This is a genomic window from Variovorax boronicumulans (assembly GCF_019352895.1).
In the GTDB taxonomy this organism is placed as follows: Bacteria; Pseudomonadota; Gammaproteobacteria; order Burkholderiales; family Burkholderiaceae_C; genus Variovorax; species Variovorax boronicumulans_A.
In genome coordinates this window covers 1,474,206-1,495,915 of record NZ_JAAAFX010000004.1, presented here as the reverse complement: position 1 = coordinate 1,495,915, position 21,710 = coordinate 1,474,206, and the positions used below count along the sequence as shown (strand labels likewise).

The window sequence follows — 21,710 nt, the reverse complement described above, 5'->3', positions numbered from 1 at the left end:
GATGTATGGCGCGGTGCAGCCTATCACCAAAGAGAAGCGCGCGAAACAAAGCTGGATTGCGTTCTCTTTCTGAATGCGCCGCAGCCCTTCATCATCTTTTGAACTTTCGTTTTGACTGATACCCGCCCCGACCCCGACGCGCTGCTCGCGCAGATGCGCAGCGACGAAGCCCGCGCGCGCCGCGGGCGGCTGCGCATCTACTTCGGCGCCACCGCGGGCGTCGGCAAGACCTGGGCCATGCTCTCGGCCGCGCAGCGCGAGCGCGCCGCGGGCCGCGAGGTGCTGATCGGCGTGGTCGAGACCCACGGGCGCAGCGAGACCGCCGCGCTGCTCGACGGCCTCGAGCGGCTGCCGCTGCGCGACGTGGCCTACCGCGGCCGCACGCTGGCCGAGTTCGATCTCGATGCCGCACTGGCGCGCAAGCCCGCGGTGCTGCTGGTCGACGAACTCGCGCACTCCAACGCGCCGGGCTCGCGCCATGCCAAGCGCTGGCAGGACGTGCAGGAGCTGCTGGCCGCGGGCATCGAGGTCTGGTCGGCGCTCAACGTGCAGCACCTCGAGAGCCTCAACGGCACGGTCGGCACCATCACCGGCGTGCGGGTGCACGAGACCGTGCCCGACAGCGTGCTCGACGAGGCCGACGAGGTGGTGCTGGTCGACGTCACGCCCGACGAACTGACGGCGCGGCTGGCGGCCGGCAAGGTCTACCTGCCGCAGCAGGCCGAACGCGCCAAGCAGAACTTCTTCCGCAAGGGCAACCTGATCGCGCTGCGCGAGATCGCCCTGCGCCGCACCGCCGAACACGTGGAAGACGACGTGCGCGGCTGGCGGGTCGAGCAGTCCGGCCCGGGCCGCAAGGGCAACGGCCTGCAGGCCTGGAACACCTCGGGCGCGATCCTGGCCTGCGTCGGCCCGCACGAGGGCGCGGCCCAGACGGTGCGCAGCGCCGCGCGGCTGGCCGGCCAGCTCAGCGTGCGCTGGTATGCCGCCTACGTCGAGACGCCGGCGCTGCAGCGGCTGCCGGCGGCGCAGCGCGACCGCGTGCTGGCGGTGCTCAAGCTGGCCGAGGAACTCGGCGCGGTGACCGCGGTGCTGACCGGCGACGATGTGGCGCAGGCGCTGGCCGCGCAGGCCCAGCGGCTCAATTGCGCCACGCTGGTGGTGGGGCGCGCCGAGCCGGCCACGGGCTGGCGGCGCTGGTGGTCGTCGCCTGCGCTGACGCGCGAGCTGGCGCGCCGCGGGCCCGCGCTCGACATCGTCGAGACGGCCCGCGCCGACAGCGCGCGCCGCCTGCCGCGCACGCCGCTGGGCGCGGCGCGCGAGCTGGCGAACGGCGACGAACGCTCCGACGACGATGCCGACCGGCCGCATGCGCGCTGGCCCGGCTACGTCTGGGCCGCGGCCATGGGCATCGCCGTCACGCTGGTCGCGACACCGCTGTCGGGCGTGCTCGAGCAGGTCAACATCGTGATGCTGTTCCTGCTCGGCGTGGTGGGCATCGCGATGCGCTTCGGCCGCGGGCCGGCGGCGCTGGCCGCGATGCTCAACGTGGCGGCCTTCGATTTCTTCTTCGTCTCGCCGCGGCTGTCGTTCGCGATCGGCGACGTGCAGTACGTCGTGACCTTCGCCGTGATGCTGGGCGTGGGCCTGCTGGTGGGCCAGCTCACCGCCGGTCTGCGCTTCGCGGCCAGCGTGTCGACCAGCCGCGAGCGCCGCGCGCAGTCGCTGTTCGAGCTCACGCGCGAACTCTCGGCCGCGCTGCAGAGCGAGCAGGTGGTGGCGCTCGGCGCAGCGGCCGTGCAGGGCCACTTCGGCGGCCATGCGCTGGTGCTGGTGGCCGATGCGGCCGACCGGCTGCAGCTGCCCGAGACCCCGCCGCCGGGCTTCGATGCCAGCGTGGCCGACTGGGCTTTCCGCCAGGGCCAGCCGGCCGGCCTGGCGACCGCCACGCTGGCCGCGCAGCCCTGGCACTACGTGCCGCTCCAGGCGCCGATGCGGGTGCGCGGCGTGCTGGCGCTCGAGCCCGCGCAGCCGCGCTGGCTGCTGATTCCCGAGCAGGCGCAGCAGCTCGACACGCTGGCGCGCCAGATCGCGATCGCGCTGGAGCGCGTGCACTATGTCGAGGTCGCGCAGCAGGCGGTCGTCGAGATGGAATCGGAACGGCTGCGCAACACGCTGCTGGCCGCCATCTCGCACGACGTGCGCACGCCGCTGACCGCACTCATCGGCCTGGCCGAATCGCTGCAGACGGCCGATGCCGACACCCGCGTGCAGACCACGCAGGCCATCGTGGGGCAGGCGCATCAGCTCAACGCGCTGGTCAACAACCTGCTCGACATGGCCCGGCTCGAAAGCGGCATCGCGGGCGGCGCGGTGAATCTGCGGCGCGACTGGCAGTCGGTGGAGGAGGTGGTCGGCTCGGCCATCCGCGCAGCCGGCCCGGCGCTGGCCGGCGGCACGGTGCAGACGGCGCTCGCGCCCGACCTGCCGCTGGTCGAGTTCGATGCGGTGCTGATGGAGCGCGTACTGGTCAACCTGCTGGAGAACGCGGCCAAGTACGGCGCACCGCCGATCGTGGTCGGCGCGCGCGCCGAAACGCAGAGCCTGGTGCTCAGCGTGCGCGACCATGGCGCCGGCCTGCCGCTGGCACTGCGCGGCCGCGAGCACCTGTTGTTCGACAAGTTCACCCGCGGCCAGGCCGAGTCGGCCACGCCGGGCGTGGGCCTCGGGCTGGCCATCTGCAAGGCCATCGTCTCGGCACACGGCGGCGAGATCACGGCCGCGAACGCGCCGGGCGGCGGCGCAGAATTCACCATCACGCTGCCGCGCCGGGCCCCGCCGGTTTCGCCTGTCACGTCCGACGATCCTTTTCCTGCCTGAGTCCCGCCATGCCTTCCCCTGTTGCCATCGTGATCGAAGACGAACCGCAGATCCGCCGTTTCGTGCGCGGCGCGCTCGAGGCCGAGGGCTGGCAGGTGCATGAGGTCGGCAGCCTGCGCGATGGCCTGGCCGCGGCCGGCACGCGCCAGCCCGACCTGGTGGTGCTCGACCTCGGTCTGCCCGACGGCGACGGGCTCTCGCTGATCCGCGACGTGCGCGGCTGGTCGGCGGTGCCGATCATCGTGCTGTCGGCGCGCGTCGACGAGGCCGACAAGATCGCGGCCCTCGATGCCGGCGCCGACGACTACCTGACCAAGCCCTTCGGCACCGGCGAACTGCTGGCCCGCGTGCGCGCCAACCTGCGGCGCCCGCGCGCCGCGGCGGGCAGCACCGCCACGGCCGAAGCCGGCGAGCCGGTGTTCCGCTTCGGCGAGATCGAGGTCGACCGCGCCGCGCGGCTGGTGCGGCGCGCCGGCGTCGAAGTGCACCTCACGCCCACCGAATACCGGTTGCTCGGCGTGCTGGTCGCCAATGCGGGCCGGGTGCTCACGCAACGGCAGTTGCTGCGCGAGGTGTGGGGCCCGTCGCATGCCGAGCAGAGCCACTACCTGCGCATCTACATGGGCCACCTGCGGCAGAAGCTCGAAGCCGACCCGGCGCAACCGCGGCATCTGCTGACGGAGACGGCGGTGGGGTATCGGCTGGTGGTCTAAAGGCACGCTATCCAGAGCCTGTTGCTTGCGTCGAGCGCCGAGACGACAGGCGTTCTCCGGCGCGTATCGGGGCAACAGTTGCGCCGCGGATCATTTCGCACACAGCCCCGTCGGCACTGAGCGCGCGTTGGCAGTGCCCAGCGCAGCCGCATCGCCCGCGAAGAAGATGCCACTCCCGGGCGAGTGCCCTTTGCAAGCGTTCGTCGGCTCGACCGTGCGGGCGGTTCGTCGCGTCCCGCCCACCTCGGCGCACCAACGCACCGCACCCACCAGATGGGCATTCGGCCTTGCGTCCGAGCGGAAGTTGCATGCGCGGATTCAATGCGCATGATTCGATTATCTAAAAACAGAATAACTAAAGACGATTTAATTTCTTATGGGTTCTGGTGTCGGCCAAATAAACTAAATCCGTTCTCAATGCCAAATCATTGAAACTCATCGGGAGACTGATCGTTCAATCGAACTACTTCGCCCTGCTTCACCATTCGCGAAAAGTTCTCATGTCTCCTGCTGGCTCCGAAGCGCTTTCTATTCCGTCTGCATCCAGCGGCGACACGCAAGAAAAATCACAAACAAGGCAGCGACTGACTCGCGCAAAGCTGGAGTTGCTCTCTTGGCTGGTGCCCGTGGTGGTGGTGGTGGTCTGGGAGCTTTTTTCGCGCATCGGTTACATCCGCCCCCAACTTCTTCCTGCGCCCAGCAGCGTGGCGGCCACAGCCTGGCAGATGCTGCTGGACGGGACGCTGATTGAGCACCTGAGCTACAGCCTGGTGCGCGCGACCATTGGCTTTCTGATTGGCGGCGGCATCGGCTTCGCACTGGGCATTCTGGTGGGATTCTCTCCGCTCGCACAGGCCGTGTTGGACCGCCCGATACAGATGATTCGAGCCATTCCATTCCTGGCATTGCTGCCACTGGTGATCATCTGGTTCGGTGTCGACGAAGGCGGAAAGATCTTTTTGGTCGCATTGGGCGTGATGTTTCCCATCTACATCAACACGGTGCTGGGCATCCGGCAGGTGGACCCCAAATTGCTGGAGCTCGGCCGAATAACCGGTCTCAGCTGGGCAGGTCTCGTGCGTCGAATCATCCTTCCGGGCGCGATGCCGTCGATCCTGACGGGCGTGCGCTACGCGCTGGCCGTTGCCTGGCTGGCGCTGGTGGTTGCAGAGACGCTGGCGACCAACAAAGGCATCGGCTTCCTCGCGATGGATGCGCGAGAGTTCCTGCAAACCAATGTGATTGTTCTGACCATCCTGATCTATGCATTCATCGGCGTTCTGGCGGATGGCGTAGCCCGCTGGCTGGAGCGCAGATTGCTGCAATGGCACCCCAATTACGACAAGGAAAATCGTTGAGCGCCGAGACCCCCACATTGAATCCAGGTCAGGAAGCGGTGCGCGTACGGGGCTTGCGCCGGCAGTACGGCAGCCGTGTGGTCATCGACGGACTGGATCTCAGCATTCGTCATGGCGAGTTCGTCGCCCTGCTCGGGGAAAGCGGTTGCGGCAAGACGACCCTGCTGCGAGCACTGGCCGGCCTGGATGTCATCGATGCCGGAACCATCGTCAGCCCGGCGCAGCCTGCCGTGGTGTTTCAAGAGCACCGTCTCTTGCCCTGGGCAACGCTCTGGCGCAACGTGGCACTGGGAATGGACGATGCCACGGGCCGCCCGTTGGCCGAAGCAGCGCTGCGCGAAGTCGGCCTGGCCGGACGCGAAGACGATTGGCCGCGGCGACTCTCGGGGGGGCAATCGCAACGCGTAGCGCTTGCGCGCGCCTTGGTGCGGGGCCCGGGCCTGCTGCTGCTGGATGAGCCGTTTGCCGCGCTCGATGCCTTGACGCGCATCAAGATGCATGTGCTCATCAAGGAACTCGTCGCACGCCACCAGCCGGGTGTATTGCTGGTTACGCACGATGTCGATGAGGCGATTTCAATCTCCGATCGCATCCTGGTGATGCGCAAAGGAAAGGTCGCTGCCTCCTACGACGTCGGAACGGCCGCGCATATCGATCGCGAGCCTTTGCGCCTGCAGCTGCTGCAGGAGCTCGGTGTCGACATCCGAAACCCTTCAGACCCAGAACGTCCTCGGAAAGCTGAAAGCATCAGCTTGGCGGCGTGAAGTCAATCCATCACTCCATCTCAATTGACATGAACTTCCTCCCTTCTGCAAACCCCGGCGATGCCGGCTCCGAGCCTGTCGCAGTGAACCGCCGCCGCCTTCTTCAGGGCGCGGGCATCGCTGCCGCAGCAGCCTCCGGGCTGTGGCTTCCGCAAGGCGCAGGCGCGCAGAACAAGCGCAATACCGATAGCGTGCGCCTTGCCTACAGCCGGGGCGTTCTGTCCCATATCGCCCGCGAACGCGGGGAACTCCAGAAGACGCTGGCGGCCAAGGACATCAAGGTGGAGTGGGTGGGGCCCTTTCCCAATCTCGCGCCGGCGATCCAGGCCATGGTGGGCGGCAGCACGGATTTCGCGTTTTGGGGCAGTGCGGCCCCCGCACTGGCATCCACGATTGCCGGGACGCCGCTCGTGTTCACGCAGTTCGACGACCGGACGCCGCGCAGTTCCACCATCATCGTCAAGAAAGACTCTGGCATTCATTCCGTCAAGGACCTGATCGGGAAGCGGGTCGCGGTCAACCGATCCGGCATCGGAGAGTTCCTGCTGGTCGCCGCGCTCGAGAAGTTCAACCTGGACCGCAATGCCGTCGAATTCGTCTACTTGAATCCGGCCGATGCTTCACTGGCCTTTGGGCAAAGCAAGGTGGATGCCTGGTCCATGTGGGCGCCTTTCGTGGACATTGCCCGCGACAAATACGATGCGAAAGACATCTTCAACGAAGGCAAGGATCTGGATTTCGCGCTGGACTTCTCCGGTCTCACGGCGCTGCGCCAGTATGCAACCGACAACTCGGCCGTGGTCCGCGAGGTCATCAGTGCATTCCGAGACGAAGCCAAATGGGTCAACGGTCACGTGCGCGATGCGGAGTTGGTCGTACAGAAAGACGCCAAGTACAACGATGCCGTGCGTGATCACCTGATTGCCTACAACCGCCAGCATCACCTGTACGAGCCGACGGACCAGGAGTTTCTACGCCGCTTCCAGCGATCTGCCGATTGGCTCACCAGCCACGGGGTCCTGCCCAAGAAAGTCAATGTGAGTGAGTTGGTCGTGCGCACCTGACACGCCAGAACCATCGCGCAGATCTCTGAAATTGCCCACCATGTCCAACAAGAAACCTGTTCGCCTGGGACTCAACGTGCTGGCCTCGGGCCGCCACGATGCGGCCTGGAAAACGTTGCCGGATGCGGCGAAGCTCCCCACCGATATCGACACCTTCATCCGTATCGCGCAGCTCGCCGAGCGCGGAAAGATCGATGCACTGTTTCTCGCCGACGGCCCGGGCGGCCTGGTGCCGGAAGCCTACGAGCGCCCCTGGCGCGCCTTCGATCCGGTCGCTCTCAACGCGGCGCTCAGCCAGGCCACGCATCACATCGGACTGGTGGTGACGACCACCAGCCTGTTCGGTCACCCCCACACGGTGGCGCGGCAGATCTCCTCGCTGGATCACCTCAGCAAGGGCCGCGCGGCCTGGAACATCATCACCAGTCAGGCCCCGGTGGCGCTCGCAGCCTATGGCTTCGACAAGGGGTTCGAGCAGCATCAGCGCTATGAACGCGCCGGTGAGTTCACCGAGATCGTCACCGGGCTCTGGGATTCGTTTCCATGGGATGCGGTCGTCGCCGATCCGCAGTCGGGCGTCTTCGTCGATCCCGCGAAGTTGCATCCGATCGACGTTCAAGGACGCCACTTCAAGGCCGCCGGAGCGCTCTCCTTGCCGACCAGTCCGCAGGGTCGCCCGGTCATCTTCCAGGCCGGTGACTCCGAGGACAGCAAAGCCTTCGGAGCGCGTTGGGCCGATGCGCTTTTCACGGGCCAGCGCCTGCTCGAGAAGGGTCAGAATTTCTACGCCGATGTGAAGGCGCTGGCGCGGAGTCATGGGCGAAATCCGGAGCATCTGCTGGTTGTGCCGGGTCTGTTCCCGATCCTTGGGGGCACGGAAGCCGAGGCTCTCCGGCGCAAGGACGAACTCGACGAAGGGTTGGACCACACGGCGCTGCGCGAGGCGCTGGCCCGTCATCTGGCCCTGGAACCTGAAGACCTGCCTTTTGACGAGCCGCTGCCTTTCGACAAGATCGAGCAGGCGGAGAGTCGCGTGCCTCTGGCCGCGCGATGGCGACGGCGCGAGATGATCAAGGTGCTCGACGAGGCCCGCAGGCACCGTTGGACGGTTCGCCAGACACTGCGCGACAACCTCACGGGCGGCCATCGGGTGGTCGTCGGAACGCCCGAGCAGGTGGCTGCGAACATCGTGAACTGGGTCGACAGCGGCGCTGCGGACGGTTTCAACCTGAACATCGACGTCCAGACCGATGGCCTGGAAGCGGTGGTGGACCACCTGATTCCAGAATTGCAAAAAGCCGGCCGCTTCCGCCATGAATATGAAGGCACCACGTTGCGGGAGAACCTGGGCCTTCCGCTGTACCGCGCCGAGGCGAATCGCCGCCGTGTCGACGCCATCGCAGCCTGAGGTGGTGCCATGACCCGACACAACACGACGGACAGCCCGTTGACGTGGCACGAAGCGACCCATCGCCTGGGCTACGCGGACCTGTTTCAGCAGTTCGCCGAAGGGGCGGCGCAGCGCGATGTGCAGCGTCAGGCCATCCACCCGGAGGTGGCCGAACTGAAGCGCCGCGGTTACGGCGCCTTGCGATTGCCCAAGGCGCTGGGCGGCGCGGGCATCGCGCTTCCAGACCTGTTCGCGCTGACGCGCGACCTGGCCTCGGCCGACCCCAACATCGCCCACATCTTTCGCAATCACCTGTTCTCGGTCGAGCAGCATCTGGCCGCTCCGTCCAGCGTCTTTGCGCAACGCCTGCTGTCCATCGCCGCCGAGGGAAAGATCATCGGATTGGCGCTGCACGAGCAGACCAACAAGCCGTCAGGCCAAGTGGGGCGCCGCCCAGGAATGCAATTGGAATGGTCCGCGTCGCATCAAGCCTGGGAAGCTTCGGGCATCAAGATCTACTCGACCGGGAACCTGTACGCCGACTTCATCCTGGCCAATGCGTCGGAGCCCGGGCGAGACACCGAGCGGCAATTCCTCGTTCCCTCCAGCACGGCCGGCATCGTGCTGGAAGACGACTGGTCCGGGTTCGGTCAGAAACTGACGGGCTCCGGCACCACCGTCTTTGACAAGGTTCGGGTTCGTGAAGAAGACCTTTTCACCATTCCAAAGCGAGCGACCGCCACCACGCCCGAAGGCGAACGACCGTTGTTCGGCTTCACCTTTCACCAGGTCTATCTCACGACGGTCATCGTGGGCATCGTCAATCGCATCCACGCCGATGCGCTGACGCTGGTGCGCCAACGCAGTCGCAATTTCTATCATGGCGTGGCCGAGCTGCCGGCGCACGAGCCGGAGGTGCAATCGACCATTGGCCGCATCGCGGCATGGCGCAGTGCCGTGGAGGCCATCACCGACAGAGCCGCCCACAAGCTCGACCGTGCCTGGAAGGCGGTCGGTACGCCCGATGCATGGCCCCTGTCACTTGAAGCTGCACTTGCTGCATCGGAGGCGAAAGTGGTCGTGGACGAGACCGCTGCCAACCTTGCCAGCACCCTGATCGATGTGGCGAGCGGCAGCGGGGTTTCGGTGCAATCCGCGCTCGACAGGCATTGGCGCAACATCAAGGTTCTGTCCTCGCACAATCCGAGAACCTACAAGGAGCGCCTGCTCGGCGACCACTACATCAATGGAACAGACCTCCCGCTCGGAGCGTATTTCTGATTGAAAGGGTCTTCGCGAGCGCGCGGCACGGGTCGTCCCCGCGGGCCGATGCGGCGCCGCTATCCGACGTACGAAAAAACGAGATAGCGCGCGGCGTTGAGCTCGAAGTGCGCGACCTCCCGCATGCCCATGCGCCGATGCGCGCGCAACGAGGGCTCGTTGTCGGCGCGAATGAAGAGCACGCCTTCGCGTCCCGGCTCGTGCCGTCGGAGCTCGGCGAACATGGCTTCGGCCAGGCCTTTCCCGCGCTCCTCCTGCCCGACGCACACCGGCCCGTAGACGTATGCATCCTCGGCCCCGGCGTAGGCCTGGAACATCGCGCGAATCACCGGAACGTCGGCATTCATGGCGCGTGTCGTGGACATCAGGAAGCCGGTCACGCGGCCCTCGCGTCGGGCCACAATCAGCGGCATGCTGTGCATCATCGCTTCGATGCGTGCGCGCGGAAATTCGGCCGAGAGCATGCCGCCGCGCGTGATCTGATTGGCGGCCTGCAGGTCCAGGATGCCTTCCAGATCGGCTGCGGTGGCTTTGCCGATGTCTTCTTGTGTGCTTGCCATGGGGGGACACTCTTTCGGGATGTGGCGCTATCGTAGTTCGTGGTCGCGTGGCGCGCCGCGGCGGCGGTGGCGCAGGGCCAGCAGCACCGCCGTGACCACGAGGCCGCTCCAGTAGTCGACCGGCAGGCCCCAGAGCCAGCGCTTGTGCCAGGCGATGCCGGCCGGGTTGAAGCGCTCCCAGCCGTAGGCCGGATTGAGCAGGAACCACAGCCCGTCCTCGCAGACCCAGAACAGGCTGAGTCCCGCGAGCGCCAGCCCGAGGTCGCGCAGCGTCCAGCGGCCGTTGAAGGCCAGCGGCGAGAGGAAGGCCAGCGCCATGAAGGAGAACACCCAGGCGTGGTAGCCCGTCATGGGCCGGCCGCCCCAGAAGATGTCGAGCCAGAGGCTGTGCTCGATGCGCCAGGTGGGCAGCGATGCGGCCCAGCCTGCGCCGCCCTCGATCTGGATCTCGACCTTGGCAAAGAAGAAGGCCATCACCAGCACCCAGGCCAGGTAGACCAGCGTGTGGCGCAGGCGGGGCTGCCCGATGGCCGACGACGTCATGCGGACGCGCGCTGCAGCACGCGTTGCAGCACCGCGGCCGCGGCCCGGGGCTTGCCCAGGGCACGGCTGCGCTCGGCCATGCGCGCGAGCTTGGGCCGGTCTGCCATCAGGCGCGCCACCTTGTAGTCGAGGCCGATGGCGTCGTAGGCCAGCCAGGCCGCGCCTTCTTCCATGAGGAAGCCGGCGTTGTGCTCCTCCTGGCCCGGGATGGGCGAGATCAGCAGCATGGGCCTGCCCAGCGCCAGGCATTCGGACACCGTGAGGCCGCCGGGCTTGGTGACCACCAGGTCGGCCGCGGCCATGAGCTTGTGCATCTCGTCGGTGAAGCCGATGGCCACCAGGCGGCCGGGGTGGCGCGCGGCCATGGCCTCGAGCCTGGCGTGCGCCTCGGCATTGCGGCCCGCGACCGCGATCACCTGGGCCGCATCCGTCGTGGCCAGCACGCGCTCGACCATGCTCGGCAGGTCACCCACCCCGGCGCCGCCCGAAGCCATCAGCAGGATCGGGTGTGCGGGGTCGAGGCCGAGCCTGGTGGCGCAGGGGGCGCGCGCGAGCGCCGGCGCGTCGGGCTGCGAGAAGGCCGGCATCACCGGGATGCCCGTGACGTGGATGCGTTCGGCCGGTATGCCGCGTGCACGCAGCCGGAAGGCGACCTCCTCGGTGGCGGCGAGGTAGCCCGTCATCTCGGGCACCAGCCACATGTTGTGCAGGTCGTAGTCGGTGATCTGCAGCCATACCGGGTAGTCGATGCGGCCGCGCCGGCGCTCGCGCATCAGCAGTTCGGCCGGCAGGAAGTGGGTGCAGACCACGGCGTCGGGCCTGGCGCGGCGGATCTCGCGCAGCAGCGCGCCGGTGCTCAGCCGCTCGATGCCTCGGCGCAGGCGCTGCGAGGCCGCATGGTGGGGCGTGACGTCGGCGCGCTGGTGCAGGTACGACCACAGGTCGGGTGCGCGGTTCACGAGCTGGATGTACCCCTCGGTGTAGACCTTGCGAAAGCCCCCCGCCACATGGGCCATGGCGTCGATGTGCACCGCGGTGCACGGCGGGCTGAGGGTCTGGGCGGTGGCGGCGAGCGCCTGGGCCGCACGCACGTGGCCGTTGCCGGCGCTCACGCTGAGGATCAGGAGTTGGGTCATGGGTCCGGCGGATTATGGCCATGACCCCCCGGTGCCGGCCGACGTCGGCCGTGACGGATGTCTCGTCCGGACCGGGATCAGGCCCACCAGCGCGCGGAGGGCTTGCCCACGCGCAACGCGCCGGCCCCCATCACCGCGATGGTCACGGCGTTCAGCAGGAAGAAGGCCTGCAGCTCGAGCGACCAGCCGCCCATCTTCGACATCGTGAAGAACTGGCCGGTGTGCACCAGCAGCAGCGCCACCGCCATGTTGAAGGCGATCACCAGCGCGGCCGGGCGGGCGAACAGGCCCCCCAGCACCAGCAGCGGGGCGACGAACTCGCCCAGGTACACGCCGTAGGCCAGCCAGTCGGGCAGTCCGGCCGCACCGACCATGCGGTGGATGCCGTCGGCGCCCTGGAAGACCTTCGACAGGCCGTGGAACAGCAGCAGCCCGCCGAGCGTGATGCGCAGCAGCAGCTTGCCGAGGTCGTCGTTGCGTGTGGCGTTCATCGGTGCTTACTGCGCGTTGATCGAAGGCGTGCCGGCGACGGCGTTGGCGTTGCCCTGCACGCGCTGCACCTCGGCGGTGTAGACGTTGCTGTTGCGGGCGTGGCTGTAGGCGGCCAGCTGCTGGGCATAGCGCGGGTTGGCGCTGTCGACGGTGTCGGCGAGCGCGGCGCTCTCGAGGCCGGCACGGCGCCAGAGGTTCAGGTCGGCCACGACTTCGGCGCGGCTCAGCGAACCGGCGGCGATGCCGGCCGAGGCCTGCGATCCGACCCATTGCTCGGCCGGTGCGCTGGCGCTGCGGGCGCTGCGCTGCAGATCGGCGACCACGTCGGCGCGCTTCACGGCACCGGTGGTGGCAATGGGCGCGCCGACCCATTGTTCGGCCGGAACGGTCTGGGCAGAGGCGGTGCCGAGGGTGGCGGCCAGGGCGGCGAGGGCGAGGAGGGATTTGACTTGCATGAGGGGCTCCTGAACTGAAGGGTTCGGGTCACCGCAGGGAACAGCAGTGACGAGGCCCTCAGTCTCATCGCCGGCGCCGGATCGCGATGTGCGCCAGCGCACAGTTTCCGGCAACTGCGCGGGGTCGGCCGGTGGTCAGCCGGGGACCGGCCGCGGCACGTGCAGCACCTCGAGCGGCTCGCTGCGCCCGCGCAGTTGCACCGTCTGCACCGCCTGCGTCGTGGCCAGCCGCTCGGCGATGCCGGCCTGCCGCGCGGCGAACAGGGAGATCACCAGCCGTGCGTCGGCCACCTTCGAGTGGTCCTGCAGCCGGCTGGCGGTGTTGACCACCTCGCCGACCGCGGTGAAGGTGGTGGTCTCGAGGTAGCCCACCTCGCCGACCGCGGTGCGCCCGGCGTGCAGGCCCATGCCGAAATCCAGCCGGTGGCCGAACTGCGATTCGAAGCCGCTGCTCCAGGCGTCCATCCGCTCGCCGATCAATTCGGCCGCGCGCACGGCCTGACGGCAGGCGGTCGGCAGGTCGACCTCGAGGCCGAAGATCGCCATCACGCTGTCGCCGATGAACTGGTTGGGCACGCCGCCGCTCTCGCGCACCGCGGCGCCGACGGTGGCGAAATAGCGCTCCAGCAGGTAGGCCAGGTCGAAAGGCCACTGGTTCTCCGACAGGCCCGACCAGCGCCGCAGGTCGACGAACAGGATCGCCACGTCGCGCTCGCGGCCGAAGTGGCCCGAGCGCTCGGTGGCGGCGGGCGCGAACAGCGGCGTGACCGCGATGTCGCCGCGCGGGCGCAGCTGGCAGGCCAGGCGCACGTCGGCCGGCGCGCGCACCCGCTCCAGCGTGCGGCGCTCGTCGCGGCCCGGCGCCTCGAGGTGCGCGGGCGGGCCCTGCACCCGCACCCGGCAGGTCGAGCAGCGCGCGCGCCCGCCGCAGACCGACAGGTGCGCGATGCCGTGGGCGCGGCTGGCGTCGAGCACGCTCCAGCCGCGCGGCACGCGCACGCTGCGTTCGGGGTAGCGCAGCGTGATCGCACCGCTGTCGGGCCTGCGTTCGCGGCGGCTGCGCAACTGCCGCGCCGCGAACAGCGCGAGCAGCAGCAGGCCGTAGAAGACCTCGATGCGGCGTTCGGTGGTCTCGATGGCCTCGCCCTGCGCCGGCGTCGGTCCCTGGACCGCCACGGTGCCCGACCACTCCAGCTCGCGGCCCATGCTGAGGAAGCCCGCGACCGCCAGCACCGGCAGCAGCACCGCCGCCACCAGCAGCCCGTGCGAATGCCGGCGATAGCCCGCCTTCGCGCGCAAGGCCATGTGCACGCCCAGGCAGCCGTGCGCCCAGGCGGCGGCCATCAGCGCGAACTGGCCGCCCGCGCCGGCGAAGCTCCAGAGCCCGCGCACCACGCGCGCATAGGACGGTTCGAGCGCAAAGGCCTCGTAGGCCCAGCGCATCGCGCTCAGGTGCGAGGCCAGCAGCAGCGGCAGCGAGAAGCCCAGCAGCAGCCGCAGCGCATCGAGGGGTTGCATGCGCAGGCTGCGGCGGTCCCAGACGCTGCGCAGGGCCAGCACGATGTGCGTGGTGGCCGCGCCGTAGAGCAGCAGCGTGCCCGGCAGGCTGTGCCAGAAGGAATGCACCGCGTGCAGCACCGCTTCGGCCAGGGCCAGCGACACCAGGCCCAGCGCGTGGTTCAGCAGATGGGCGCTGACGTAGCCCATGAGGACCAGCCCGCTGATCCATCGCAGGTCGCGCCGCGTGGGCAGGGCGAAGCGAGGAGGGGAACGCAGGGGCATGAAGGGGCTCGAAGACGGGCCCCGAGCATAATCCGCGCAGCCCCGCGGCCGGCCCTTCCATGACCTCACCTGTCCTCCGTTCTTCCCTCGCGCTGCGCCGCATCGCGCTGTTCGAGGCGCTGCCCGACGACCGGCTCGACCGCATCGCGCAGGCCTGCCACTGGCAGAGCGTGGAGGCCGACCATCCGCTGGTGCTGCGTGCGCAGGACCAGGGCGAGGTCTATTTCATCGTCTCGGGCCGCGTGCGCATCACCACCTATGCGGTCCAGGGCCGGCAGGTGACCTTCCGCGACTGTGGCGAGGGCGAACTCTTCGGCGAACTGGCCGCGATCGACGGCGGGCCGCGTTCGGCCGACGTCGTCACGCTGGCGCCCAGCGTGGTCGCCAGCCTCGCGCCGACGGCCTTCCGCGCGCTGCTGCGCGAGGAGCCGCTGCTGGCCGAGCGCGTGATGCTGCGCCTGGCCTCGCTGGTGCGCCAGCTCTCCGAACGCATCATCGACTTGAGCACGCTCGACGTGGCCGGGCGCCTGCACGCCGAGCTGCTCCGGCTGGCGCAGGCCGCGGGCGTGTCGGGCAACGGCGCCCGGCTGGAGCCGGCCCCCAAGCATGCCGCGCTGGCCAGCCAGATCAGCACCAACCGCGAGCAGGTGACGCGCGAACTCAACGCGCTGGTGCGCCGGGGCGTGCTGCACAAGGACGGCAAGGCGCTGGTCGTGGCCGATGTGCGGCAACTGTCCGACACGCTGGCACTGGCGCGCGGCGACCGTTAGGGCGAAGGGTGGCGCCGGATGGCGAGCTCGTTCCAGCCCGTGGCCGCATCGGGTGCGCGCGAGAAGTGCCAGTCCGGCAGCAGGCACAGCAGGATCTCGGCCGTGGTGCGCACGATGCAGCCGTAGCCGGCGTGACCGCCCGTGACGCGGCCCTGCGTATCGGCTACGCTGAGGTGAAGGTGCCCGCCGTCGACGCCCAGGCTGCCTGACAGGGTCAGCAGTTCCATGTCGCCGTCGAGGATCGAAGCGTTCTGCGCGCCAGCCAGCCGGATGGCCGCGGTCCGCAGGCTGCCGATGCCCGCCACGACGAAGGCCGCACTGACGCCCGATGCCACGACTTGCGCTTCGAGCGCGCGCCGCAGGTCGTCGCCGGGCTGCAGCCGCAGCGGCAGGGGGCGCGGGGAGAAGTCCGGTGCCGTCGTCATGCGCGGATCATGCCAAAGCGGTGCGGATCAGTCCGGCTTGGCCGGCGGCTCCAGCTTCGCGCGAAGCACGCCGTTGAGCTCGGCGCCGAAGATCAGCGTGGTCGCGCTGATGTAGAGGAAGACCAGCGTGGCCACCACGCCGGCGAAGCTGCCGTAGAGCAGGGCCAGCTTGCCGGCGGTGCGCAGCGTGTACGACAGCGTGGCGGCCGCGCCCACCCACAGGGCCGCGCCCAGCAGCGCGCCGGGCAGCACGGTGTAGAGCCGCTGGCGGATGTCGGGCAGCCAGCCGTACATCAGCGCGTAGAGCAGCGCGAGCACCCCGAAGGCCGAGCCGTAGCGCACGCTGTTGCGCAGCCAGAGCGACTCCTGCCCGGCCCCGAGGCTGGCCTCGAGCAGTTGCCACAGGGAGGGCACGATCACCACCGAGCTGAAGGTGGCCACGACGCCCAGGCCCACGATCGCGGTGAACAGGGTGACCTTGATGCGGGCCTTCCAGAAGGGCAGGCCGCGCTCGATGCCGTAGGCCCGGTTGAGCGCGCTGCGCACCGCCTGCATGCCCGAGGACGCGGTCCACAGCGTGGCGAGCACGCCGATGGTCAGCAGCGCCTGGTTGCGCTGGGCCAGCACCTGCCGGATCACCGGCTGCATCGCGTCGCGCACCACCTGCGGCGCATAGCCCATGACCCGGTCGGCCAGCGCCGCCGCATCGCCGGGCTGGCCGACGTAGCCCGCCGCGGCCGACACCAGGATCAGCAGCGGGAACATGGCCAGCACCGAGGAGAAAGCCAGGCTGCCGGCCTGGTTGGCGCTCTGGTGCAGGATGTAGTTGCGGATGGCGAGCAGGACCGCGCACAGGCCCGGCGTGGCCAGCGCACCGTCGCGCACGCGGCGCCAGAGCTCGCCCAGGCGGTTCATGGGGCGTGCGCTCCGAAGGGGAGAGGGCCGGCGGGCATGAGGCGGTGCAGGGGAAAGAAGAGAGGCGAAGCCACGATCTTCGAGGCTACCCCGCGTGCCACGGGACGGCAATCGCCTGATTCGCTGTAGGCACGGGTGCCGGCGGGCATTTACACCGCCTTTGCACCGCCCGCCCCAAGCTTTGCACCGTTTTGACGGGCCCGTGCCGACACTGGATGCCTGTTCTTTTCCAAGCAGGACCCTCATGGCTTATGCCGCTTACCGGGAACCTCCCGGCGCCATTTCCGCCTCCGCCGCCGCTGCCGTCGGCGAGACGGTGTTCCAGGTGCTCGATGTGACCGTCGCCTCGGTCGATGCCTGCCGCGTGCGGCGCGCGCTGGCCGCGTGCCAGGGCGTGGGCGTGCTGCGCTGCGAGCCGCTGCTGCACACCGGGGCCGCCTGGGCGACGACTGCGCCCCGGGTGAGGCTGATGGTCCGGCTGCCGTTCGCGCGCTATGCCGAGGTGCTGCATTGCCTGCTCGACTGCGTGCCCGACGGCGAGATCGGTGCCTTGACCAGCTGGCGCGCCCACCTGCGGCGCTGCGGTGTGGCCCATGGCGGGTGAATGGCTGCGGGCGCTCTGCGCGCTCGGCACGGTCTTCATCCCGCTGGCCATCGCGGGCCTGGCCGTGCACTTCGGCGCGCGTCGCGCCGTGTCGGACACATCCTGCAACGTCGATCCGTTTCGTCCTGTCGCGCCGCGCCTTCCCGCAGGGGAAAGTTCCTGCGCATTGACGCAAACGACGGAGACACTGAGATGGCCTACGAACTCGACGTTCGCAGCCCGCGCGACACGGGCTGGATCAACCTTGAAGAACCCCGCGAGGTCCGCTACTGGACGCGAACCTTCGCCGTGACCGAGACCCGGCTGCGCAGCGCCGTGTGCGCCGCCGGCGATTCGACGCAGGCGGTGTGCCGCTACCTGGGCATCCCGCGCGTGAGCCGACAGGCGCCCGCGCTGCAGGAAGCCGACCAGATCTGAGCGGCCCGCGCCGCGCGCCGCTGCGGGGCCGGACGGTAGACTGGCGCCCGACATGACAGCGCCAAACACTTCCGAACCCGTCCGACTCAACAAACGCATGGCCGAACTCGGCATCTGCTCGCGCCGCGAGGCCGACGACTGGATCGCGCAGGGCTGGGTCCGGGTCAACGGCCAGCCGGCCGAGATGGGCGTGAAGGTCACGCCGGCCGACCGCGTGGAGGTCGACAAGCGCGCCCATGGCCAGCAGGCGCAGCAGGTCACGATCCTGCTGCACAAGCCCATGGGCTACGTGAGCGGCCAGGCCGAGGACGGCCACGAGCCGGCCGTGATGCTGATCAACCCGCGCACCCATTGGCGCGAAGACACCAGCACCCACCGTTTCTCGCCGCCGCAACTGCGCGGCCTCGCGCCGGCCGGCCGGCTCGACATCGACTCGGTGGGTCTGCTGGTGCTCACCCAGGACGGCCGCGTGGCGCGCCAGCTGATCGGCGAGGACTCGGGCATCGAGAAGGAATACCTGGTGCGCGTGACCTGGTCGCCGCAGGCCGGCGCCACCGGCGGCCCCGGGGCGCACGGCGACGTCACGACCGACGTGCAGCGCGTGTTTCCGCCCGCGATGCTGGCGCGGCTGCGCCACGGACTGAGCCTGGACGGCCAGCCGCTCAAGCCGGCGCGCGTCGACTGGCAGAACCCCGAGCAGTTGCGCTTCATCCTGACCGAGGGCAAGAAGCGCCAGATCCGTCGCATGTGCGAGCAGGTCGGCCTGAAGGTGGTGGGCCTCAAGCGCATCCGCATCGGCCGCGTGGTGCTGGGCAACCTGCCGGTGGGCCAGTGGCGCTACCTGGGCGCGCACGAGAAGTTCTGAGGCCTGCGGGGGCTCTCAGCCTCCTCTAAGAATCGGCGCCTAGCCTTCGGCTTCTCACTGGAGATCCCGATGCGCACCTTGCTGGTCGAAGACGACGAGATGATCGGCCGCAGCCTGCGGCAGGCGCTCGAGGGCGCGGGCTGGTCGGTCGACTGGGTGCGCGACGGCAGCTTGGCACAGAGCGCGCTGGACGACGGCGGCTACGCCTGCGTGCTGCTCGACCTGGGCCTGCCGGAGCGCGACGGCACCGACGTGCTGCGCCGCGCCCGAGCGCGCGGCGACGTGACGCCGATCGTGGTGCTGACCGCGCGCGGCGGCCTCGAGGACCGTATCGACGCGCTCGACCTGGGCGCCGACGACTACCTGCTCAAGCCCTTCGCCTTCCGCGAGCTCATGGCCCGCATGCGCGCGGTGGTGCGGCGGCGCGACGGCGCCGCCCAGTCGCTGATCGGCACCCCCGCGCTGCAGCTCGACCTGGGCACGCGCGAGGTGCTGGTCGCGGGCGTGCGGGAGGCGCTCACCGCGCGCGAATTCGCGCTGCTGCATGCGCTGCTCGAGCGGCCCGGTGCGATCCTGTCGCGCGAGCAGCTCGAGCACCGCATCTACGGCTGGGGCGAGGAGGTCAGCAGCAACGCGGTCGACGTACTGATCTACGGCATGCGCCGCAAGCTCGGCCCCGACGCGATCCGCAACGTGCGCGGCCTGGGCTGGCGGGTGGCGGCAGCATGACGGCCGACGCGCCATTCCAGAGCGCGCCCTCGCTGCGCCGTCGCCTGCTGCGCGGGCTGGTGGTGCTGCACTTGCTGGCCATGGCAGCGACCGCCGGCTACTCCTACCTGGCCTTCGGCCGGCTGGTCCACCACTTCCTCGACGAGCAGATGCAGCGGGTGGCGCTGTCGCAGGCGGCGCACCCCATGGCTTCGGCGCTGGTGCCGTTGAGCATCGACGACGTGCAGCGCCATGGGGCGGTGGTGGTGCAGCTCTGGAGCCCGGACGGCACGCGCCTGATCGCGAGTTCGCTGTCGGCGCTCGCCTCGCCGCTGCGCTCGGACAGCGGCTTCGGCGAGGCGCGCACCGGCAACGACGAGTCGGTGGCCTGGCGCGTCTACACCGCGCCCGCCGAGGACCCCGCGCTGCCGCGCGTGCAGGTGCTGCAGAGCGAGGCCTACCGCCAGGGCCGGGTGCTGCAGCGCGCGCTGCTCGAAGGCCTGCCGATCCTGCTGCTGTTGCCGGTGGCGTTCTGGATCCTGTGGGCCATCGTTTCGGGCGCCTCGCGTTCGCTGCGCGCCGTGGCACGCGATGTGGCGCGGCAGGACGAGCGCAGTCCGGCGGGCGTCTCGCCGGACCGCGTGCCCGAGGAGATCGCGCCGCTGGTCGAGGCCTTCAACAGCCTGCTGGCGCGCACGCGCGGCGTGATGCAGACCCAGCGCCGCTTCGTGCAGGAGGCGGCGCACGAGCTGCGCACGCCGATGGCCGCGATCGGCCTGCAGATCGACAACCTGCGCGGCCACGTGCCCGACGGCGAGGCGAGCGAGCGCTTCGCGCAGCTCGAGGCCGGCGTGCTGCGTGCCCAGCACCTGATCGAGCAGTTGCTGCGCATGTCGCGCCAGGACGATGCACAGGCGGACGGCGCCACCGAGCCGGTCAACATCGCCGTGCTGCTGCGCGACAGCGTGAGCCAGCTGATGCCGCTGGCCGACCAGCGCCGCATCGATGTCGGCTTCGACGGCCGGGCCGCGCTGGTGCTGGTGGCCTCCACCAGCGCGTTGCGCAGCCTGTTCGACAACCTGATCGACAACGCGCTGCGCTACACGCCCGAAGGCGGCACGGTCGACGTGCGGCTGCACCGCGTGCCCGGCGGCACGGTGGTGGTGGACGTGGTGGACAGCGGGCCGGGCATTCCGCCCGACTGCATCGAGCGGGTGTTCGACCGCTTCTACCGGGTGGCCGGCACCGCCGCAGGCGGCAGCGGGCTGGGCCTGGCCATCGCGCAGGCCGCGGCGCATCGGCACGGGCTGCGCATCGAGTTGCGCAACCGGTGCGACGAGAGAGAGGTCGAAGCCCTGGCGGCGACGGGGCTGATCGCACGGGTGCACATGCCGGCCTGAGGGCGGCTTGCTCATTCAGGGCTCATTCTGGCGGCCTAGAGTGGGCGAAGGCCGACCACGGGGCATTCCGCCCCGCGGCGCCGGTCCTTCTCTTCCTCCTTCAGGAGACAACCATGACCGCATCCCTCACACGCCGCCTCGCCACCACCGCCTTCGTCACGCTCGCCGCCCTGGGCGCGGGCATGGCCTCGGCCGAGACGACCGACGGTTCGGACTTTCATCCGCTGCTGATGAATTCGCCGACCAATGCCCAGGTGCAGGCCGGCGCCATCGCCGCATCGCACCCCACCGGCACCGAATCGATCGGGCAGTCGACCGCGATGCCGATGCCGACGTCGAACGTGTCGCCCGACGAGGTCTACCGCGGCGCCGTGCAGGCGAGCCACCCGACCGGCACCGAGTCGATCGGCCAGTCGACCGCGATGCCGCGCGTGCAATCGGCCACGGGCAGCTGAGCCACCCCGGGCTTCACTCGTCCTTGAGCAGCGCGTTGTAGATCAGCGCGCCGATCACGGCGCCGGCGATCGGCGCCACCCAGAACAGCCACAGTTCGGACACCGCGTACGACGGTCCGAACAGCGCCGGGCCGGTGCTGCGCGCCGGATTGACCGAGGTGTTGGTCACCGGGATCGAGATCAGGTGGATCAGCGTCAGGCACAGGCCGATCGCCAGGCCGCCGAAGCCCGCGGCCGCGCGCTTGGCCGTGGCGCCGAGGATCACGATCAGGAAGATCGCGGTGAGCACCACCTCGGTGATCAGCGCCGCTACCATGTTGAACTTGCCCGGCGAATGCTCGCCATAGCCATTGGTGGCGAAGCCGCCGATGTCGGCACCGGGCTTGCCGGTGGCGATCAGGTACAGCACGCCGGCCGCGACGATCGCGCCAAGCACCTGCGCGATCACGTAGCCCGGCAGCTGCGAGGCCTTGAAGCGCCCCCCGACCACCAGACCGACCGACACCGCGGGGTTGAAATGGCCCCCCGAGATCGGGCCCAGCGCATAGGCGCCGGTCACCACCGTCAGCCCGAAGGCCAGCGCGACACCGGCGAAGCCGATGCCGAGCTCCGGAAAGGCCGCCGCGAGCACGGCGCTGCCGCAGCCGCCGAAGGTGAGCCAGAAGGTCCCGATGAACTCGGCTGACCACTTCTTGAAGGTGCTGTGTTCCATTTTCTAACCCCGTTTTTTCGC

General features: G+C 69.4%; 23 protein-coding genes. 14 read left to right on the top strand and 9 right to left on the bottom strand.

The features are described 5' to 3' along the window. Positions 1-153 precede the first annotated feature (153 nt). The 7 genes from K0H49_RS08370 (at position 154) to K0H49_RS08340 (ending at position 9,450) form a co-directional block, all read left to right on the top strand. On the top strand, positions 154-2,880 hold the full coding sequence (locus tag K0H49_RS08370; RefSeq protein WP_219213135.1) for a DUF4118 domain-containing protein: 2,727 nt from the start codon (positions 154-156) through the stop codon (positions 2,878-2,880). An 8-nt stretch (positions 2,881-2,888) separates the two neighbouring features. Next, positions 2,889-3,593, top strand: coding sequence for a two-component system response regulator KdpE (gene kdpE / locus K0H49_RS08365; protein WP_219211090.1), 705 nt, complete (start codon positions 2,889-2,891; stop codon positions 3,591-3,593). Positions 3,594-4,021: 428 nt separating this feature from the next. After that, entirely contained in the window at positions 4,022-4,951 is a 930-nt protein-coding gene (locus K0H49_RS08360) for an ABC transporter permease subunit (protein WP_257624632.1), read from the top strand. Further along, positions 4,948-5,715, top strand: coding sequence for an ABC transporter ATP-binding protein (locus K0H49_RS08355; protein WP_257624631.1), 768 nt, complete (start codon positions 4,948-4,950; stop codon positions 5,713-5,715). Before K0H49_RS08360 ends, K0H49_RS08355 begins: the two co-directional genes overlap by 4 nt. Positions 5,716-5,744: 29 nt before the next feature. Continuing rightward, on the top strand, positions 5,745-6,779 hold the full coding sequence (locus K0H49_RS08350; protein ID WP_219211079.1) for an NrtA/SsuA/CpmA family ABC transporter substrate-binding protein: 1,035 nt from the start codon (positions 5,745-5,747) through the stop codon (positions 6,777-6,779). A 40-nt stretch (positions 6,780-6,819) separates the two neighbouring features. Next, positions 6,820-8,187 (top strand): NtaA/DmoA family FMN-dependent monooxygenase, encoded by a 1,368-nt coding sequence (locus K0H49_RS08345; protein ID WP_219211077.1) that lies wholly within the window; start codon positions 6,820-6,822, stop codon positions 8,185-8,187. Between the two features lie 9 nt (positions 8,188-8,196). Further along, positions 8,197-9,450 (top strand): acyl-CoA dehydrogenase family protein, encoded by a 1,254-nt coding sequence (locus K0H49_RS08340; protein WP_219211075.1) that lies wholly within the window; start codon positions 8,197-8,199, stop codon positions 9,448-9,450. Between the two features lie 59 nt (positions 9,451-9,509). On the opposite strand, the gene K0H49_RS08335 is transcribed toward K0H49_RS08340, so the two are convergent. From K0H49_RS08335 to K0H49_RS08310, 6 genes are all read right to left on the bottom strand, one after another. Beyond that, positions 9,510-10,010 (bottom strand): GNAT family N-acetyltransferase, encoded by a 501-nt coding sequence (locus tag K0H49_RS08335; protein ID WP_219211073.1) that lies wholly within the window; start codon positions 10,008-10,010, stop codon positions 9,510-9,512. A gap of 27 nt (positions 10,011-10,037) precedes the next feature. Further along, positions 10,038-10,553, bottom strand: coding sequence for a hypothetical protein (locus K0H49_RS08330; RefSeq protein ID WP_219211072.1), 516 nt, complete (start codon positions 10,551-10,553; stop codon positions 10,038-10,040). Next, entirely contained in the window at positions 10,550-11,689 is a 1,140-nt protein-coding gene (locus tag K0H49_RS08325; protein WP_219211071.1) for an MGDG synthase family glycosyltransferase, read from the bottom strand. Before K0H49_RS08325 ends, K0H49_RS08330 begins: the two co-directional genes overlap by 4 nt. 77 nt (positions 11,690-11,766) lie before the next feature. After that, positions 11,767-12,180, bottom strand: a complete 414-nt coding sequence (locus K0H49_RS08320; RefSeq protein ID WP_219211070.1) for a DoxX family protein — start codon at positions 12,178-12,180, stop codon at positions 11,767-11,769. Between the two features lie 6 nt (positions 12,181-12,186). Next, positions 12,187-12,636 carry a hypothetical protein gene (locus K0H49_RS08315; protein ID WP_219211069.1) on the bottom strand — a complete coding sequence of 150 codons (450 nt, stop codon included), beginning with the start codon at positions 12,634-12,636 and terminating at the stop codon, positions 12,187-12,189. A gap of 135 nt (positions 12,637-12,771) precedes the next feature. After that, complete coding sequence (locus K0H49_RS08310) at positions 12,772-14,418, bottom strand: adenylate/guanylate cyclase domain-containing protein (RefSeq protein WP_219211068.1); 1,647 nt, start codon at positions 14,416-14,418, stop codon at positions 12,772-12,774. A 59-nt stretch (positions 14,419-14,477) separates the two neighbouring features. Here K0H49_RS08310 and K0H49_RS08305 point away from each other — a divergent pair, with 59 nt between their 5' ends. Next, positions 14,478-15,188 carry a Crp/Fnr family transcriptional regulator gene (locus tag K0H49_RS08305; protein ID WP_219211067.1) on the top strand — a complete coding sequence of 237 codons (711 nt, stop codon included), beginning with the start codon at positions 14,478-14,480 and terminating at the stop codon, positions 15,186-15,188. Here the strand turns inward: K0H49_RS08305 and K0H49_RS08300 are convergent. Next, on the bottom strand, positions 15,185-15,613 hold the full coding sequence (locus K0H49_RS08300) for a PPC domain-containing DNA-binding protein (protein WP_219211066.1): 429 nt from the start codon (positions 15,611-15,613) through the stop codon (positions 15,185-15,187). The genes K0H49_RS08305 and K0H49_RS08300 overlap by 4 nt on opposite strands. A gap of 27 nt (positions 15,614-15,640) precedes the next feature. Next, positions 15,641-16,528 carry a YihY/virulence factor BrkB family protein gene (locus K0H49_RS08295; RefSeq protein WP_219211064.1) on the bottom strand — a complete coding sequence of 296 codons (888 nt, stop codon included), beginning with the start codon at positions 16,526-16,528 and terminating at the stop codon, positions 15,641-15,643. Positions 16,529-16,772: 244 nt separating this feature from the next. On the opposite strand from K0H49_RS08295, the gene K0H49_RS08290 reads away from it, so the two are divergent. The 6 genes from K0H49_RS08290 to K0H49_RS08265 all read left to right on the top strand — a co-directional run bounded on the left by K0H49_RS08290 (position 16,773) and on the right by K0H49_RS08265 (position 20,977). Further along, positions 16,773-17,132, top strand: a complete 360-nt coding sequence (locus K0H49_RS08290; RefSeq protein ID WP_219211062.1) for a hypothetical protein — start codon at positions 16,773-16,775, stop codon at positions 17,130-17,132. 192 nt (positions 17,133-17,324) lie between these two features. Further along, the gene (locus K0H49_RS08285; RefSeq protein WP_183028000.1) at positions 17,325-17,549 is read left to right on the top strand and encodes a DUF3606 domain-containing protein; all 225 of its coding nucleotides are present in this window, start codon (positions 17,325-17,327) and stop codon (positions 17,547-17,549) included. 52 nt (positions 17,550-17,601) lie between these two features. Continuing rightward, entirely contained in the window at positions 17,602-18,414 is an 813-nt protein-coding gene (locus K0H49_RS08280; RefSeq protein WP_219211060.1) for a pseudouridine synthase, read from the top strand. A gap of 69 nt (positions 18,415-18,483) precedes the next feature. Continuing rightward, positions 18,484-19,143, top strand: a complete 660-nt coding sequence (locus K0H49_RS08275; RefSeq protein ID WP_219211059.1) for a response regulator — start codon at positions 18,484-18,486, stop codon at positions 19,141-19,143. Beyond that, positions 19,140-20,522: an ATP-binding protein gene (locus tag K0H49_RS08270; protein ID WP_219211058.1), complete on the top strand. Its 1,383-nt coding sequence runs from the start codon at positions 19,140-19,142 to the stop codon at positions 20,520-20,522. The genes K0H49_RS08275 and K0H49_RS08270 overlap by 4 nt, the downstream gene beginning before the upstream one ends. A gap of 113 nt (positions 20,523-20,635) precedes the next feature. After that, on the top strand, positions 20,636-20,977 hold the full coding sequence (locus K0H49_RS08265) for a hypothetical protein (protein WP_219211057.1): 342 nt from the start codon (positions 20,636-20,638) through the stop codon (positions 20,975-20,977). A 13-nt stretch (positions 20,978-20,990) separates the two neighbouring features. Here K0H49_RS08265 and aqpZ read toward each other — a convergent pair whose 3' ends face one another. Then, positions 20,991-21,689 carry an aquaporin Z gene (gene aqpZ, locus K0H49_RS08260; protein ID WP_219211054.1) on the bottom strand — a complete coding sequence of 233 codons (699 nt, stop codon included), beginning with the start codon at positions 21,687-21,689 and terminating at the stop codon, positions 20,991-20,993. Positions 21,690-21,710 lie beyond the last annotated feature (21 nt).

Coding starts and splice junctions, on each gene's coding strand:
- K0H49_RS08370 (WP_219213135.1), top strand. CDS start 154: ATGCGCAGCGACGAAGCCCGCGCGCGCCGCGGGCGGCTGCGCATCTAC.
- kdpE (WP_219211090.1), top strand. CDS start 2,889: ATGCCTTCCCCTGTTGCCATCGTGATCGAAGACGAACCGCAGATCCGC.
- K0H49_RS08350 (WP_219211079.1), top strand. CDS start 5,745: ATGAACTTCCTCCCTTCTGCAAACCCCGGCGATGCCGGCTCCGAGCCT.
- K0H49_RS08345 (WP_219211077.1), top strand. CDS start 6,820: ATGTCCAACAAGAAACCTGTTCGCCTGGGACTCAACGTGCTGGCCTCG.
- K0H49_RS08340 (WP_219211075.1), top strand. CDS start 8,197: ATGACCCGACACAACACGACGGACAGCCCGTTGACGTGGCACGAAGCG.
- K0H49_RS08335 (WP_219211073.1), bottom strand. CDS start 10,010: ATGGCAAGCACACAAGAAGACATCGGCAAAGCCACCGCAGCCGATCTG.
- K0H49_RS08330 (WP_219211072.1), bottom strand. CDS start 10,553: ATGACGTCGTCGGCCATCGGGCAGCCCCGCCTGCGCCACACGCTGGTC.
- K0H49_RS08325 (WP_219211071.1), bottom strand. CDS start 11,689: ATGACCCAACTCCTGATCCTCAGCGTGAGCGCCGGCAACGGCCACGTG.
- K0H49_RS08320 (WP_219211070.1), bottom strand. CDS start 12,180: ATGAACGCCACACGCAACGACGACCTCGGCAAGCTGCTGCTGCGCATC.
- K0H49_RS08315 (WP_219211069.1), bottom strand. CDS start 12,636: ATGCAAGTCAAATCCCTCCTCGCCCTCGCCGCCCTGGCCGCCACCCTC.
- K0H49_RS08310 (WP_219211068.1), bottom strand. CDS start 14,418: ATGCCCCTGCGTTCCCCTCCTCGCTTCGCCCTGCCCACGCGGCGCGAC.
- K0H49_RS08305 (WP_219211067.1), top strand. CDS start 14,478: ATGACCTCACCTGTCCTCCGTTCTTCCCTCGCGCTGCGCCGCATCGCG.
- K0H49_RS08300 (WP_219211066.1), bottom strand. CDS start 15,613: ATGACGACGGCACCGGACTTCTCCCCGCGCCCCCTGCCGCTGCGGCTG.
- K0H49_RS08295 (WP_219211064.1), bottom strand. CDS start 16,528: ATGAACCGCCTGGGCGAGCTCTGGCGCCGCGTGCGCGACGGTGCGCTG.
- K0H49_RS08290 (WP_219211062.1), top strand. CDS start 16,773: ATGGCTTATGCCGCTTACCGGGAACCTCCCGGCGCCATTTCCGCCTCC.
- K0H49_RS08285 (WP_183028000.1), top strand. CDS start 17,325: ATGGCCTACGAACTCGACGTTCGCAGCCCGCGCGACACGGGCTGGATC.
- K0H49_RS08280 (WP_219211060.1), top strand. CDS start 17,602: ATGACAGCGCCAAACACTTCCGAACCCGTCCGACTCAACAAACGCATG.
- K0H49_RS08275 (WP_219211059.1), top strand. CDS start 18,484: ATGCGCACCTTGCTGGTCGAAGACGACGAGATGATCGGCCGCAGCCTG.
- K0H49_RS08270 (WP_219211058.1), top strand. CDS start 19,140: ATGACGGCCGACGCGCCATTCCAGAGCGCGCCCTCGCTGCGCCGTCGC.
- K0H49_RS08265 (WP_219211057.1), top strand. CDS start 20,636: ATGACCGCATCCCTCACACGCCGCCTCGCCACCACCGCCTTCGTCACG.
- aqpZ (WP_219211054.1), bottom strand. CDS start 21,689: ATGGAACACAGCACCTTCAAGAAGTGGTCAGCCGAGTTCATCGGGACC.